This is a genomic window from Microbacterium sp. SS28 (genome assembly GCF_022761035.1).
Taxonomy (GTDB): domain Bacteria; phylum Actinomycetota; class Actinomycetes; order Actinomycetales; family Microbacteriaceae; genus Microbacterium.
Map to the genome: position 1 here is coordinate 371,801 of NZ_JAKWJP010000003.1, position 15,445 is coordinate 387,245.

Below are 15,445 nucleotides of genomic sequence, written 5' to 3' on the forward strand. Positions count from 1 at the left end.
GAAGGACACCCGCACATGACTCTGACCCAGGAGCAGGCCACCTGGTTCGCCCAGACGTTCGCGCAGATCTCCGACAACGTCGAGCGTGCCATCCTCGGCAAGCGCCACGTCGTCGAGCTCGTCCTCACGGCGATGCTCAGCGACGGGCACGTCCTGCTCGAAGACGTCCCGGGGACGGGCAAGACCTCCCTCGCGCGCGCACTCGCGCAGTCCGTGCAGGGCACGAACACCCGCATCCAGTTCACCCCCGACCTCCTCCCGGGCGACATCACGGGCATCACGGTGTACGACCAGAAGGAGGGCCGGTTCGAGTTCCACGCGGGTCCCGTCTTCGCCAACATCGTCCTCGCCGACGAGATCAACCGCGCGAGCCCCAAGACGCAGTCGGCGCTCCTCGAGGTCATGGAGGAGTCGCGCGTCACGATCGACGGCGTCACTCGGCCCGTCGGCGTGCCCTTCCTCGTGCTCGCGACGCAGAACCCCGTCGAGCAGGCCGGCACCTACCGCCTCCCCGAGGCGCAGCTCGACCGCTTCATGATGCGCGCCTCCCTCGGGTACCCCGACCACGCCTCGACGGTGCGGATCCTCGACGGCGCAGCCGTCGCGACGGAAGAGCTGAGCCCCATCATCACGCCGCAGGCGCTCGTGGGCATGGCCGACCTCGCGCGCGACGTCTACGTCGACGCCCTCGTGCTGGACTACGTCGCGCGGCTCGTGGACAGCACGCGCTCGGCCGACGAGGTGCGCCTCGGCGTCAGCATCCGCGGTGCCCTCTCGCTCACGCGCGCCGCGCGCACCCGTGCCGCGTCGCAGGGACGCACCTACGCGACGCCGGACGACGTAAAGACGCTCGCCGTGGCCGTCCTCTCGCACCGCCTCATCCTCCACCCGGAGGCGGAGTTCGACGGCGTCACGCAGGAGGCCGTCATCGGCCAGGTGCTGCTCGACGTCGCACCGCCCACCCGCCGCGAGGCCGTATGAGCCTGACCGAGTCCCGCCTCACCCGCTCCGCCGCCGACACCGGCTCGGGCGTCGGCGAATCGACGCGCACGGTCGCCCCCGTGACGCGCGGACGCACGCTCGTGCGGATCGTCGTCTGGACGACTGCCGCCTCGCGCGCCGTCGGAGCGGGCATCGCGGCGGCCGCGGACTGGGCCTCGCGCACGGTCCGCCCCGCCGGCATGCTCGTCGCGCTCGCGGCGACCGTGGGACTCGCGCTCGGAGTCTGGTTCGGGTGGGTCGAATGGATGGTCGCGGGCGCCATCTCGGTGCTCCTGCTGCTCATGGCTGTGCCGTTCCTCTTCGGGGCGCGCTCGTACGACGTGGACCTCACGCTCGCGCACGAGCGGATCGTCGCGGGGCAGGGCGTCACGGGCGAGATCGTCGTGCGCAACCACGGCAACCGCACGGCGCTCCCGGGACGCATCGACATCCCGGTCGGCGCGGGACTCGTCGAGCTCGGGGTGCCGCTCCTGCGCTCGGGCCACCGGATCGCGCAGGCCCTCGACATCCCGGCCCTCCCGCGCGGGATCGTCGGCGTGGGACCCGCCACGACCGTCCGCAGCGACCCCCTCGGACTGCTCCGCCGCGAGCACGCGTTCGAGGACGTGCATGACCTGTACGTCCACCCGCGCACGACGACGGTCCCCTCCACGAGCGCGGGGCTCATCCGCGACCTCGAGGGCAGCCCGACGAGGCGGCTCGTGGACGCCGACATGTCCTTCCACGCGATCCGCGAGTACGCGCCGGGCGACTCGCAGCGACAGATCCACTGGAAGTCGACGGCCAAGACGGGCCAGCTCATGGTCCGTCAGTACGAGGAGTCCCGCCGCTCCCGCATGGCCGTCATCCTCGCGATCGCCGAGGCCGAGTACGCCGACGGGGACGAGTTCGAGCTCGCCGTGAGCTGTGCGGCATCCGTCGCCGTGCGGGCCGTGCAGGACGCCCGCGACCTCGACGTCGTCGTCGGCTCCGAGGTGCCCCGCGTCGTGCGCGGGCGGCTGCGCGCCGTGCAGCACATCCCCGCCGTCTCTCCGCGCGTCCTGCTGGACGGCTTCAGCGGCATCGACCGCCTCGAGAACACGATGCCCGTCGAGGACGTCTGCCGCCTCGCGTCAGAGGCGAACGACCGCCTCTCGATCGCGGTCGTGGTCACGGGCTCGCGCGTCTCGCTCACACGGCTGCGACAGGCGGCCCTCGGCTTCCCGACCGACACCGCGATCCTCGCGGTCATCTGCGACGAGCGCGCGCACCCGCGCATGCAGACGCTCGCGGGGCTCTCGGTCATGACCGTCGGAACGCTCGACGACCTCTCGGGCCTGCTGCTGCGGGGGGCCTCGACATGAGCGGCGTCGACCTCGCGGGAGGCCGCGACGAGCTCGCGCGCCGCGCGCGAGCGGAGTCGACGCGGCGGATCGTCGCGGGCACGCTGTACGCCGCCGCGATCGTCGCGATCGCGACGGTCGCGGCCTGGCCCGTCTACCGCACGGGCTGGTTCCTGGTGCTGGTGGGGGTCTCGGCCGTCGTCGCTACCGGGATCGCGATCATCGCCCACCGGCGCGCGTGGGGCGGGTGGCTGACGGCCGCCGCGCTCGGCGTCGCGATCCTCCTCTTCGGGGTGCCGCTCGCCGTGCCCACGCGCCTCGCGGGGGCGCCCGACATCCTGCAGGGACTCATGGATGTCGCGACGGGACTCGTCCTCGGCTGGAAGGACCTCGTGACGGTCGACCTTCCCGTCGGCACGTACCGCAATCTCCTGGCGCCCGCCCTCGTGGTCTTCCTCGTCGGCACGTGCGCCGTCCTCGTGCTCTCGTGGCGCGACAGCCGCGCGGCGTACGCGGCCGCGCCGATCGGCATCGCGATGGTGTCCTTCGGTCTCTTCTTCGGCAGCGCGGCCACGAGCGCGCCCCTGTCGATCGGGCCCGTCACGCTCTTCGCGCCCGTCGAGACGGCGATCGGCATCACGGCGCTCGTGGCGAGCGTGCTGTGGCTCGCGTGGCGCACGCGCGACGCCCGCATGCGGGCCCTCCAGCGCGCCGCGGCCTCGAGCGGAGTGCGCATCTCGCGGCGGCCCTCGATCGCCGACCGGCGCCGCTCGGCGCTCGCGGCGGGAATGCTCGCCGTCGCCGTCGTGGCGGCCGCCGCGGTCGTGCCGTTCGCGGCGCGCGGCGCCGAGCGCGACGTCCTGCGCTCCGCGGTCGGCCCCGAAGTCGCGCTCGCGGCGGAGCCGAGCCCGCTCTCGTCTTACCGGTCGCGCTTCGCGCAGGGGAGCGCCGACGAGGTGCTCTTCACGGTCACCCCCGAGGCGGGCGCGGCATCCCGCATCCGTCTCGCGACCCTCGACGACTACGACGGCGAGGTCTTCCGCGCGGGCGGCGGCGACTCGGCCGACCAGGCGCACTTCGTCCGCGTGCCCGCTGCCCTCGACGCGGGGCCGGGCGAGCCGACGCGCTCCAGGATCTCGATCGAGTCGCTGGAGGGGATCTGGATGCCGACGACCGGCCGTGTCGCATCCGTGAGGTTCTCGGGCGAGCGCGCCGCGGGCCTCGCCGACGGCTTCTACTACAGCGCGTCCGCGGCGGCCGGCGTGCAGACGGCGGGAGGCGGACTCGAGGCGGGCGACTCCTACGTCGTCGACGCGGTCGAGCCGCGACTCCCCGCCCTCGCCGACATCGACGCGCCCGGCGGAGCCGCGAACGACGTGGAGGCGCCTGAGAGCCTGACGGCGTGGGTCGATCGCCATCGCGAGGGCTCGGGAGGCGCGGCGCTCGCGGGGCTCGTCGCACTCCTGCGCGAGCGCGGCTATCTCAGCCACGGCCTCTCGCTCGACGCGACAGCCTCGTCGTGGATCCAGGAGCTCCCGGGCTACACGTTCCAGCCGAGCGCGTCCGGGCACTCGATCGGGCGGGTCGGCGTGCTCTTCACGCGACTGCTGGAACGCGAGACCGACCCCCGCGCCGCGGCATCCGGAGACTATGTCGCCGCGATCGGCGACGACGAGCAGTTCGCCGTCGCGGTGGCCCTCATCGCGCGCGAGCTGGGGTTCCCCTCCCGCGTCGTGCTGGGCGCCCGGCTCTCCTCCGCCGAGCCGGGCCTCTCGGCCTGCCGGGACGGCCGGTGCCGCGCACAGGATCTCACGGCGTGGACCGAGGTGCAGGACGGCGCGGGGGAGTGGGTCCCCATCGACGTGACGCCGCAGTTCGAGGTGTCGCCGAGTTTCGACGTCGCCGAGCAGCGCGACCCCGAGAACGTCACGGAGGTCCGGCCCGACTCCGTCGAGGAGGTGCTCCCGCCCGACCCCGTGCAGGAGGACTCGGGAGCCGACGACTCCACGCCTCCCGCCGAGGGACTCGACCTGGCGTGGCTCCTGCCGGCGCTGCGCATCGCGGGGATCGCGTCGGCGGTCCTCGTCATCGCGTTCGGCCCGTTCATCGCGGTCGTCGCGGCCAAGGCGATGCGGCGCCGCGGGCGGCGCAGGGCCGACGCTCCGGCATCGCGCATCGCGGGCGGCTGGGAGGAGTACGTCGATGCCGCCGTCGATGCGGGCCGCGGCGCACCACGCTCGCTCACGCGCGTCGAGCTCGCGAACCAGTACGCCTCCGAACCCGCGGGCGTGCTCGCGGAGGGCGCCGATCGGGCCGTCTTCTCGGGTGCGACGACGACCGTCGAGGCCGCCGACGAGTTCTGGCGCATCGTGGATGCCGAGCGCCGCGCCCTCGCGAGGGACGGCGGAGCGTGGCAGCGCGTGCGCGCGACCGTATCGTTGAGATCGTTCGTCCGACACCTGGCCCCCGCCCGTCGGGAACGCACCGTCGAAAAGGAGAAGCGCCGCACTGACCAGCGCGCGCACACATCGCCATGACCAACCTCGAGCTGTCGAACACCGTCGCCGTCGTCACGACGTCGCTCGTCGCGGTGCTCCTCGTCTACGTCTGGATCGCGATCGCCCTCGGCGCGGTCTTCCGCAAGAGCGGCGAGCCGGCGTGGCAGGCGTGGGTGCCCTTCCTCAACATCGTCGTGCTGCTCCGGCTGGGGGGCCTGTCGGGCTGGCTCGTGCTGCTGTTCGTCCTGCCGCTCGTGGGGTGGATCGCACTCATCGTCGCGGTGCACCGCGTCAATCTGGCCTTCGGCTACGGCGGCGGGATGACGGCCCTCGCGTTCTTCCTCTTCCCGATCTGGGCGAGCATCGTCGGCTTCGGCCCCGAGCGGTGGGTCGGGCGCGACGCCGCGAAGACGCACGGGCCCGTCCGCACGCCGCAGCCCGAGACCTTCACGGCGGGACCCGCAGAGCCGGCTGCCGCCGTCACGGCCTACTCGCCGATCACCCCTCCGCCGGGCTACGCCGCCGTGCGGGGCGGGTACGTCCCTGCGGCGCCCGCCGCTCCGCCCGCGCCCCCTGCGGCGCCCGCTGCGCCTGCTGCGGGCGGCTGGGCGCCCCCGCCTCCGCTTCCCACGCAGCCGGTCCCCTACACTCCCGCGACCTCGCGCGCCTCGACGCCCGCGGCCGAGGAGGCCGCCGCGCCCGCCGCGGCCACCCCCGCGCCCGCCACCCCAGACGCTCCGGCGACGGCCGCGCCCGTGCCCCCGGCATCCACTCCTGCCCTGTCCGATGAAGCGCCCTCGTACGTCCGCCGCTCGTCGACGCCGCAGCGGCCCTACGAAGACGACGAGGACCGCTACGACGAGTCGTGGAGCTTCGACGCGATCCCGGGCTCCGCGACGAGCGAAGTCACCGACGCCGTCTCCGGGGCGCCCGCCCCCATCTCTGCCGCTCCCATCGCCGGGCGCCGGGTCGGCAGCCCGCCGCTCGCGCCGCTGCCCCCGGACGACCTCGTGCCGCCCGTCACACACGTGCCCGCGGCAGCCGATCCCGCCCTCTCGCGCGAGCCGTGGGCGCCCGCGCCGTCGCCGGTCCCGGGCGAGGGCGACGCCTTCCCCGAGAGCTCGGGGCCCGTCTCGGCGATCGCCGGGGCACCCGATGCCGGAGGACCGCGCTCGGCGCTCGCCTCCGTGTCGGCGCAGCACACGCGCCCGCACATCCCCGAGGAGGACGACCTCGAAGAGACGATCGTCGCGCGCCGCAAGCGCACGGCGTGGGTTCTCGTCGGCCCGACGGGCACGCGCGTCCCGCTCACGTCCGAGGCCGTCATCCTCGGCCGCCGCCCCGTGCGCGACCCCGAGTTCCCGGGCGCCCAGCTCGTGTCGCTCGACGACGACACCCGCACGATCTCGAAGACGCACGCGCGTCTCGAGCTGCGCGACGACCGCTGGTACATCACGGACCTCGACTCGACCAACGGCGTGCTGTTCACGACGGTCATGGGCACCGAGGTGGCCGCGACCCCCGGCGAGGCGACGGAGGCGGGGGAGCGGTTCCTCCTGGGCGACGCGGAGGTGTCGCTCAGCCGGAGCGAGCCGTGAGCGGCTCGGAACCGGCGGGCCCCGACGGATCGGGGGAGACGGAAGACCGCCCGCAGAGCGACGGCCCGGCGGCGACCGACGAACTCGACGCGACGATCCGCGTCTCGCGCGAGGCGCCCGACGATGCGACGGCGCTCGCGCGCGGCCGCCGGACCGCCGACCCGGGCGCGACGCAGCCTTCGTCGTCTGAGGACGGTGAGCCGGACGCCGCGCCCGGACCGCGCCGCACCACGACCGACGCCGAGCCCGACGCGCCCGACGACGGCTCGACGATGGTCGCCCGGCGCGAGTCGCGCCGCCGCGCCGCCCGCGGCGTCGGCGAACACCCCGCCCCGTTCGCGGGCACGAGCGCGTCCGACGTGCCGGCGTCGCTCGGGCGCATCGCGCGCGCTCCCGAGTCCGCTCCTCCCGTGTACGCGCCGCGCGCGGTTCCGCCCGTCACCGCGGCCCGCTCCGCCCCCACTCCGCACCCCCAGCAGCAGCACGTCGACACGGCCTCCGTCGAGGCGGCATCGCGCCGGCGTGCCCGGCGGCGCACTGTGATCGCGCTCGTCGCGGCATCCGTCATCCTCGCCGTCGTCGTGGCGGCCCTCATCGCACTCACGGCCACAGCCTGAGAGGACCCCTGTGCACGTCAAACTGAGCCTCTACCGCCCCGACGGATCGGCGCACGACGTCGTCGTGACGGCTGAGCCGACCGCGACCGTCGGCGACGTCGCCGCGCGCATCGCGGCCGCCGATCCGCGCGGCGCGTACGACGCATCGCGCCGCTACACGCTCCAGACCGCGTCGCCGATGGACCCGCAGTGGCGGCTCCTGCCGCCCGACGCCGTCATCGGCGACGAGTGGCTCGCGTCGGGACTCTCGGTCGCGCTCGTCGACGAAGCGGATGCCGCGCACCTCCTGCCCTCGCTGCACCCCGGCGCGACGGCCGTGCTGACGATCCTGAGCGGTCCGCAGGCGGGCCGGTCGATCCCGCTCGGCGGAGGATCGCACCTCGTGGGCCGCGACCCGTCGTGCGACGTCGTGCTGGCCGACCCGTACCTGTCGAAGCAGCACGTGCGCGTCGACGTGGGCCAGAGCGTCGAGCTCGTCGACCTCGGCTCGGCCAACGGCGTCGAGGTGGACGGCGAGCTCGTCTCCCGCGTGCGCGTCCCGGGCCGGCTCGTCGTGCTCGTGGGCGGCACCGAGCTGCTCGTCGAGGTCGAGTCGCACGACGCGGCGACGCGCGAGGACCACGTCGGCCCCGTCGAGTTCAACCGCTCGCCGCGCGTCGAGGAACGCTACATCGGCCGCACGCTCTCGGTGCCCGAGGTGCCGCGCGAGGCAGACGACCAGCCCTTCCCGCTGCTCGCGATGATCGCGCCGCTCCTGCTGGGCCTCGCGATGTTCGCGCTGACGCAGCGTCCCATCACGCTCCTGTTCATCGCGATGAGCCCCATCATGCTGCTCGGCAGCTGGATCACGACGCGTCGCCGCGACGCGCGCAAGCTCAAGCGCCAGATCGCGCGGTTCGACGAGGGGCTCGTCGAGCTGGGCGAGCGGCTCGAGTCCGAGAAGAGCGTCGAGCAGCGCGCCCGCATCGCCGAGCTGCCGTCCTCGTCCGAGGTGCTGCGCGCGGCGGCGGGGCTCGGCCCGCTCCTGTGGACGCGGCGCCCCGAGCACTGGAGCTTCCTGTCGCTGCGCCTCGGCACGGCGTCGATGGAGAGCCGCACGACCGTCGACGAAGCGCAGCGCGGCGACCTCGTCTTCGAGTTCCAGGAGCGGCTCGGCGCGGTCGTCGCGGAGCATCGCCTCGTCGACGACGTCCCCGTCGCGGTCGAGCTCGCGGAGTCGGGTGCGATCGGCATCGCGGGGCAGACGGATGCCGCGCTCGAGGTCGTGAATTCGGTGCTCGTCCAGCTCACGGGCCTGCATTCGCCCGCCGAGCTCGTGGTCGCGGCGGCGCTCACGCCCGAGTGGGCGACCCGCCTCGACTGGCTCAAGTGGCTGCCGCACACGTCGTCGCCGCACAGCCCCCTGAGCGGCAACCACCTCGCCGCGACGGAGCCCGCTGTCATCTCGCTGACGAACGAGCTCGACGCCCTCATCACGGCGCGCGAGCAGGCGGCGACGCGACGCAGGGAAGAGGCGCGCGGGGCGCTCGGCGTCGAACGATCCGCCCTCGTCGCGGGCGCAAATGTCGGCACGGCGCAGGGTGACGCCGGAGGCGCCGGCATCCCGCTCCCCGCCGTCGTCGTCGTGCTCTCCGAGGGCGCCGCGAGAGATCGCGCGCGTCTCGTGGCGCTCAGCGAGCGCGGCGCGGACGTCGGCGTCTACCCCGTGTGGGTCGCGGAGTCCGCTCCCCGGCTCCCCGCGGTCTGCCGCGCGTTCACCGAGGTGGGCCCCGAAACCGTGCGGATCGGCCTCGTGCGACTCGGCGAAGAGCTCGCCTCCCCGCGCGCGGACCGCGTCACGGCGGGGGAGGCCGCGGGCTTCGCCCGCAATCTCAGCCGCATCTCCGACGCCAACGTGCCCGTCGACGACGTCTCGGACCTCCCCACGAGCGTCGCGCTCGCGGCGCTCGTCGACCCCGCGACCCTCTCCGAGCCCCTCGCGGTGCTCGAGCGCTGGCGCGCCAACGACTCCATCACCGACCGGACGCTCACGGGCCAGCCGCCCGCGCGGCGCCGCGCAGGCCGCCTGCGCGCGACGATCGGGCAGGGCGCCTCGGGCATCATGCACCTCGACCTGCGCACGCAGGGCCCGCACGCGCTCGTCGGCGGCACGACGGGCTCGGGCAAGAGCGAGTTCCTGCAGGCCTGGGTGCTCGGCATGGCGGCCGAGTACGGACCCGACCGGCTCACGTTCCTCTTCGTCGACTACAAGGGCGGCTCGGCGTTCGCCGACTGCGTGACGCTCCCGCACGCCGTGGGTCTCGTCACCGACCTCACGCCGCACCTCGTGCGCCGTGCCCTCACGAGCCTGCGCGCCGAGCTGCACCACCGCGAGGCGCTCCTGCACCGCAAGGGCGCGAAGGACCTCCTCGAGCTCGAGAAGAGGGGGGATCCGGATGCTCCGCCCGCGCTCGTGCTCATCATCGACGAGTTCGCGGCCCTCGTCGGCGAAGTGCCCGAGTTCGTCGACGGCGTCGTAGACATCGCCCAGCGCGGACGCTCGCTCGGCATCCACCTCATCATGGCTACGCAGCGCCCCGCGGGGGTCATCCGCGACAATCTGCGCGCCAACACGAACCTGCGCATCGCGCTGCGGGTCGCCGACGAGTCCGACTCGCAGGACGTCATCGGCGTCAAGGACGCGGCGCACTTCGACCCCGGCATCCCGGGCCGCGCGATCGCCAAGACGGGTCCCGGGCGCCTCCAGCGCTTCCAGTCGGGCTACGCGGGCGGCTGGTCGAGCGGCGCCGTCGAGGCCCCGCGCGTCGACGTCGCCGACATGCCCTTCGGCGTCGCGGGAGCCTGGACCGCCGCGGGCGACGATGCAGCCCCGGAGGAGCGCGATCTCGGCCCGACCGACCAGAAGCGGCTCGTCGCGACCGTGACCGAGGCTGCGCGGCAGGCGCGCATCCCCGCGCCGCGGCGGCCGTGGCTCGACGAGCTGCCGACGGCGATCGCCCTCACCGAGCTGCGTGCGCGCACCGACGAGCGGCTCCCCATCGGCGTGAGCGACCTGCCCGAGCGGCAGGCGCACGAGATCGCGGCCTTCCAGCCCGACACCGATGGCCACCTCGCCGTGTTCGGCACCGGCGGATCCGGCAAGTCCGTCGCCCTCCGCTCGATCGCGGCCGCGGCAGCGCTCGCCGAGGGCTCCGCCGTCGATGTCTACGCCCTCGACTTCGGCTCGGGCGCCCTCCGCGCCCTCGAGGAGCTCCCCGGCGTCGGGGCGGTCATCACGGGCGAGGACGACGAGCGCATCGTGCGTCTGTTCCGGATGCTGCGCGCCGAGCTCGACCGGAGGTCCCGCGTCTACGCGGACGCGCGCGCGACGAGCGTCGCGGAGTACCGGCGCACTCCCGGCCACGAGCGCGAGCCCCGCATCCTGCTCCTGATCGACAACTTCCCCGGATTCCGCGAGGGCTGGGAGATCCCGACGGGACGCAGCGAGTGGTACCGCGTCTTCCAGGACATCGTGGCGGTCGGCCGTCCGCTCGGGGTCCACGTCGTCCTGACGAGCGACCGGCTCGCCTCCATCCCGAGCAGCGTGGCATCCGGCATCCCGCGCCGTGTCGTCCTCCGACTCGCCGACGACACGGGGTACGCGTCGCTCGACGCGCCCGCCGACGTCATCACGGAGGACTCGCCGGCGGGCCGCGCGCTCATCGGCGGGCGCGAGACGCAGCTCGCGATCCTCGGCGGCTCGCCCGACGCGGGGGAGCAGGCAGCGGCCCTCTCGGCGCTCGCCGCGCGACTGCGCGCCGCCGGTGCGGCCTCGGCGCCCGGCATCCCGTCGCTCCCCGCCCTCGTGCGCCTCTCGGCGCTCCCCGAGCTGCGCGACGGCGATCTCGTCGTGGGTCTCGCGGAAGACACCCTCGAACCCGTCGGCATCGCCCCCACGGGCGCCTTCGTCGTGGCCGGTCCTCCCGGCGGCGGGCGGTCGAACGCCCTCGCCGTGATCGCGCAGCGCGCCTTCGCACTGCCCGGGCACGCGGTCTACTACATCGGCCCGCGCCGCTCGGCGCTCGCCGCCGATCCGCGCTTCGCCGCGACGGCAGGAAGCCCCGAGGAGGTCGCCGAGCTTGCGAAGCTCCTGCGCGAGATCGCGGCCGACCCCGCGTCCGACCTCCGCTGCGTCGTGATCATCGAGTCGATCGGGGACTACCTGCAGACGCCCGCCGATGCGCCGCTCGTCGAGATGGTGCGGCAGTTCAAGCGTGAGGAGCACTTCGTCGTCGCGGAGGCGGAGTCCTCGGCATGGGTGTCGTCATGGCCGCTCTTCGGCGAGTTCAAGAACTCCCGCAGGGGACTGCTGCTCCAGCCCGACCAGAGCGACGGCGAGGTCATCCTCAAGACCTCGCTCAGCCGCGCCAAGCGGTCGGACTTCCCCGAGGGACGGGGCGTCGTCGTGGCGCGCGGCAAGACGCGGCGCATCCAGGTCGCGCTCGCCGACGCCGACGCGCCGGTGCCCGTCGCACGCCCGTGAGCTCCCGACGGTTCTCCCCAGCCGGATTCGCGGATGCCGCGAGTCTTGTTAGCCTGGGCCGGGTCAAGTCGTTCCACTGAAAGGAAAGCCGTGTCGAACATCAACGTCACCTACGGCGACATGAAGTCCGCTGCCGCGCAGCTCATCACGGGCAAGGGCGCTCTCGAGGACAAGCTCAACGAGCTGCAGCGCCTGATCGGCGACCTTGTCGCGAGCGGATTCGTCACCGACGCCGCGTCCGGCGCGTTCCACGAGTCGTACACGCAGTTCACGACGGGCGCGACCCAGACGATCGGCGGCCTGCAGGGCCTGTCCGACTTCCTCAACGCCGCGGCCGACGCGCTCGGCGACACGGATTCGCAGCTCGCGAGCGCCATCCGCTCCTGACGTGCGCCCGCGGGGCGCCGGACCGATGACGGCCGGCGCCCTGCGGCATCCCGTTCCCCGACTTCCCCGATCCTGAGGAGATGACGGCGATGACGACGCTGATCGTCGATCTGCTCGCCCTGGACTCTGCTCGCATCGACGTGAGCCGCATCCATAGTGAGTTCACCGAGGCTGCGGCGCGCAGCGACCGCCTCGCCGACGCCGTGGGGCATCCCGGCCTCGCCGATCGCGTGCACGAGTTCGCCGGCAACTGGGACCAGCGCCGCCGCGAGCTGGCCGACCAGCTCGCGACAGTGCGCGACCACCTTCAGCAGATCGTCTCGGCGTTCGAGGAGACCGACGCCGAGCTCGCCCGGGCTCTGACCGACCAGCGCGAGTCGTACCCGCCCGCCGTCGCACCGGAGGCAGTGTGAGCCGTCCCGCAGACTGGAGCCCCCTGGGGCTCGCGTCCGACCCCGTCCCCGGCGATCCCGATGTCGTCGCCCTCACGGGCCGCATGTACGTCGGCACGGCCGACGCCATCGTGCGCGCGGCCGCCGATCTGACCCGACTCCTCGACGAGCGGTTCGGCCAGGCAGAGTCGATCGACGCGATCCGCGACGAGTCCGAGGATGTCGCAAACCGCATCCGCCGCGCGGAAGAGCGCTACCGCGGCGTGGGCGAGGCGATGACCGCCTACGCCCCGAAGCTGCGCACGGCGCAGAGCGAGTCGGCCGCCGCCCTCCAGCGCGCGATCGACGGTCATGCCGAGCTCGCGCAGGCCGACCGCATGGTCGACTACTACCGCGGCCGCGTCGAGGATCCCTCCACCCCGCCCGCCAATCTGCCCGGCTACGAAGCGCGGCTCGCGGAGTGGACCCGCACTCACGCGGCAGCACGCGCCGAGGGGACCGGAGCCGAGGGCGACGTCGCCCACGCCGTCGCCGTGCGCGATTCCGCCGCGGGCACCGCGATCGCCGCGATCCGCCTCGTCGAGAGCTCGGGCGACCTGAACGACAGCTGGTGGGACAACACCGTCCAGTTCATCCAGGACCACAAGGACACGATCGACTTCGTCGTCAACGTCATCGGCTGGGTCGCGACGGCGGTCATGGTCGTCGCGATCTTCATCCCGGGCCTCAACGTCATCGTCGGGGTCGTGGCCCTCATCGCGGCCGCCGTCACGCTCCTCAACGCGGCGCTGCAGTTCGCCGCGGGGACGATGGGTCCTGCCGAGGCCCTCCTCAACGTCGGGATGGCGGTGCTGACGTTCGTCGGCGGCCGCGCGATCGCCTCTTCCCTGTCGGGCCTCAAAGAGACCGCCCGCACGGCCGTCGCGACCTCGGTGCGCGCGAGCCACGCCGGCGCGGGCCTGCGCGGCATGACACAGGCCGCCGCGCTGACGCGCGTGACGACCGTCGCGAACGTCTCGCGGCCCGCTCAGATGGCGATCCTCGAGCGGCTGCGCTACGTCGCGCTGGACTACAAGACCGTCGTCCAGATCCGCAACATCGCCCACCTCGAGCTCGTCTCGGGCGGCCACTCCGCGACCCAGTTCGCGATCCGCCAGCAGCTCGCGCAGCTCGGCACGCGCGCGGCGCTCTTCGAGGGCGGCATGATCGCGGGCGGCCAGGTCACGAACGCGGTGGGATCGGCCGAGACGCCGCTCCCGTGGCGCCTGGGCGACGGCTGGTGAGCGCAGACGGAGAGTCGCGCCTCGGCCGCGTCATGGGGCTGACGGTCTTCTGGTCGACCCTCGCTGCCGTCGTGGGGCTCGCGCTCTGGCCCAAGGTCATCGGTGCCGGCTGGGCCCTGGCGACGTGGACGGATGCCGAGAAGGAGCGCTGCGAGCAGACCGCCGGATGCGCCGTCAACGTCGTCCCTGGAGGCGTCGTGCCGGTCTGGTGGGCGCTGCTGTGGGTCGCCGTCATCGTGACCGCCATCGTCGTGTGCTGGCACCCCGCGCGGTGGTGGTCCTCCCGCGGACGCGGGCGCATCGAGTTCATCGCCGACTCTTCGCCCAAGTGGCTCCGTGTGCACGCCTTCGTCGCGGCCTTCATCTGTGCGCTCCTCGTCCTCCCCGGGCGCGGCATCACGACGACGTGGGCGATCGAGTACGCGATCCCCGCGGTGCTCGCGCTCGCCGCAGCGGGGCTCGCGACGCTCAGCGTCCGGCACGCGCGCTCCGTGCTCACGCCCGCCGAGGCGGAGCGGCTGCTCGGCGCCCACGTCCTGGTCGACCGCGCCGTGCGCCACTCGGCGCGCACCGAGCGGAAGTCCGGCGCGGACACGAAGGAGGGGACGCGATGAGCGCTGAGGCCCCCGCGGCGCCGCGCCTGACGATGCTCCTTCCCGAGGGATGGGTGCGTCTCGCGGTCTCCGACGACCCGTCCGAGAGCGTCCAGCGGATCCTCGACCGCGCCCTCGCGGGCGTCGACCGCGCGCGGCGCGACATGGCGCGCGTGACGCTCCGCCGCCGGCTCCAGTCGGCGCTGGGCGATGCCGCCGAGCGCGGCGTCTACGAGCTGTGGCTCCCGATCGCCCCGACGAGCGGCGTCACGATGCCGGCATCCGTCGCCATCGCGGCCCTGCCGACGCAGCCGGACCCCGCGCGAGCCGTCGCCGAGGTGCTGGTGGGCTTCTCGGCGAGCGCGGCAGGCGCCCTCGCCGTCGAGATCGGCGGCGCGCTCGGCGTGCGGATCGCCGTCGACGTCCCCGAGCGGCATGACGCCGCGGGCGAGCTCGAGGCCCCGCCGACCCGGCTCGTCAACTACATCGTGAGTCCCGCCCGGCCGGGCGGGGAGTGGCTCGTCTTCACCGCGAGCCTCATGATCCCCGACATCGAGCAGTCGGCCGACGTGCTCGCCGCGCTCGAGTTCGTGATCGACTCGATGATGGCGACCGTCGAGTTCGAGGAGGCCGCGTGAACGTCTACATCGAGTACCCGGGCGACTGGATCGGCGTCCCGCGCTTCGGCGCGGGCGAGGTGTTCGCGGTGCCCGCCGATTGGGCCGCGGCTCTGACCGACGAGCTCATCGCCGAGTCCGGCGCGCGCCCCGGTCGCGTCGAGCGGCAGGCGCTCGTGGACGCCCTGACGATCATGGGCACCGGCTCCCAGGAGCGCGGCGCGTCGTCGTCCTACATCCACTATCCGGGCTGGGGGGCGACTCTCGAGCTCGTCGACGTCGTGCTGCTCGATCGCAGCGTCGTCGGCGACGCCGAGGCCGCCGAGGTCGCGGGCGCGCACGAGCCCGACCTCCTCCGGCCGGCGACCGTGACCGAGGTCGAGACCCCGGCCGGGCTGCGCGGCAGCCTCGTGGTGCGCCATGCACCGCTCGACGCCGACGCCGCGGAGGTCGTCACGCTGCGCGCCTCGTGCGCCCTCGACGTCGGCGACGGCTTCGTGCTGCTGGGCACCGCGACGACCGATCTCGCGGCCTTCGAGGCGTTCAGTCCCCACTTCAGGGCGCTCGTGGACTCCGTCAGGGTCGCCGTCGAGTGACGCCGCGCGGAGGGCGCC

General features: G+C 73.9%; 12 protein-coding genes. All 12 read left to right on the forward strand.

The genetic code is table 11. The annotated features are described in order from the left end of the window. Window positions 1-15: 15 nt before the first annotated feature. The 12 genes from MJ607_RS10815 to MJ607_RS10870 all read left to right on the forward strand — a co-directional run bounded on the left by MJ607_RS10815 (window position 16) and on the right by MJ607_RS10870 (window position 15,427). Entirely contained in the window at window positions 16-981 is a 966-nt protein-coding gene (locus tag MJ607_RS10815; protein ID WP_243075602.1) for a MoxR family ATPase, read from the forward strand. Then, entirely contained in the window at window positions 978-2,345 is a 1,368-nt protein-coding gene (locus MJ607_RS10820; RefSeq protein ID WP_243075603.1) for a DUF58 domain-containing protein, read from the forward strand. Before MJ607_RS10815 ends, MJ607_RS10820 begins: the two co-directional genes overlap by 4 nt. Then, the gene (locus MJ607_RS10825) at window positions 2,342-4,861 is read left to right on the forward strand and encodes a transglutaminase domain-containing protein (RefSeq protein WP_243075604.1); all 2,520 of its coding nucleotides are present in this window, start codon (window positions 2,342-2,344) and stop codon (window positions 4,859-4,861) included. Before MJ607_RS10820 ends, MJ607_RS10825 begins: the two co-directional genes overlap by 4 nt. Then, complete coding sequence (locus MJ607_RS10830; protein WP_243075605.1) at window positions 4,858-6,420, forward strand: DUF5684 domain-containing protein; 1,563 nt, start codon at window positions 4,858-4,860, stop codon at window positions 6,418-6,420. The genes MJ607_RS10825 and MJ607_RS10830 overlap by 4 nt, the downstream gene beginning before the upstream one ends. Beyond that, a complete protein-coding gene (locus MJ607_RS10835) occupies window positions 6,417-7,037 on the forward strand; it encodes a hypothetical protein (protein ID WP_243075606.1) in 621 nt (206 codons plus the stop codon). Before MJ607_RS10830 ends, MJ607_RS10835 begins: the two co-directional genes overlap by 4 nt. A 10-nt stretch (window positions 7,038-7,047) precedes the next feature. Next, entirely contained in the window at window positions 7,048-11,559 is a 4,512-nt protein-coding gene (locus MJ607_RS10840) for an FtsK/SpoIIIE domain-containing protein (protein WP_243075607.1), read from the forward strand. A 90-nt stretch (window positions 11,560-11,649) separates the two neighbouring features. Then, window positions 11,650-11,946: a WXG100 family type VII secretion target gene (locus tag MJ607_RS10845; protein ID WP_243075608.1), complete on the forward strand. Its 297-nt coding sequence runs from the start codon at window positions 11,650-11,652 to the stop codon at window positions 11,944-11,946. Between the two features lie 89 nt (window positions 11,947-12,035). After that, entirely contained in the window at window positions 12,036-12,359 is a 324-nt protein-coding gene (locus MJ607_RS10850; protein WP_243075609.1) for a hypothetical protein, read from the forward strand. After that, window positions 12,356-13,621: a hypothetical protein gene (locus tag MJ607_RS10855; protein ID WP_243075610.1), complete on the forward strand. Its 1,266-nt coding sequence runs from the start codon at window positions 12,356-12,358 to the stop codon at window positions 13,619-13,621. Before MJ607_RS10850 ends, MJ607_RS10855 begins: the two co-directional genes overlap by 4 nt. Beyond that, window positions 13,618-14,235 carry a hypothetical protein gene (locus tag MJ607_RS10860; RefSeq protein ID WP_243075611.1) on the forward strand — a complete coding sequence of 206 codons (618 nt, stop codon included), beginning with the start codon at window positions 13,618-13,620 and terminating at the stop codon, window positions 14,233-14,235. Before MJ607_RS10855 ends, MJ607_RS10860 begins: the two co-directional genes overlap by 4 nt. After that, on the forward strand, window positions 14,232-14,852 hold the full coding sequence (locus MJ607_RS10865; RefSeq protein ID WP_243075612.1) for a hypothetical protein: 621 nt from the start codon (window positions 14,232-14,234) through the stop codon (window positions 14,850-14,852). The genes MJ607_RS10860 and MJ607_RS10865 overlap by 4 nt, the downstream gene beginning before the upstream one ends. Continuing rightward, window positions 14,849-15,427, forward strand: coding sequence for a hypothetical protein (locus MJ607_RS10870; RefSeq protein WP_243075613.1), 579 nt, complete (start codon window positions 14,849-14,851; stop codon window positions 15,425-15,427). The genes MJ607_RS10865 and MJ607_RS10870 overlap by 4 nt, the downstream gene beginning before the upstream one ends. Window positions 15,428-15,445: the final 18 nt, after the last annotated feature.

Excerpts from the sequence above, each read along its gene's own strand:
- MJ607_RS10815 (WP_243075602.1), top strand. The coding sequence starts at position 16 with ATGACTCTGACCCAGGAGCAGGCCACCTGGTTCGCCCAGACGTTCGCG.
- MJ607_RS10820 (WP_243075603.1), top strand. The coding sequence starts at position 978 with ATGAGCCTGACCGAGTCCCGCCTCACCCGCTCCGCCGCCGACACCGGC.
- MJ607_RS10850 (WP_243075609.1), top strand. The coding sequence starts at position 12,036 with ATGACGACGCTGATCGTCGATCTGCTCGCCCTGGACTCTGCTCGCATC.
- MJ607_RS10825 (WP_243075604.1), top strand. The coding sequence starts at position 2,342 with ATGAGCGGCGTCGACCTCGCGGGAGGCCGCGACGAGCTCGCGCGCCGC.
- MJ607_RS10830 (WP_243075605.1), top strand. The coding sequence starts at position 4,858 with ATGACCAACCTCGAGCTGTCGAACACCGTCGCCGTCGTCACGACGTCG.
- MJ607_RS10865 (WP_243075612.1), top strand. The coding sequence starts at position 14,232 with ATGAGCGCTGAGGCCCCCGCGGCGCCGCGCCTGACGATGCTCCTTCCC.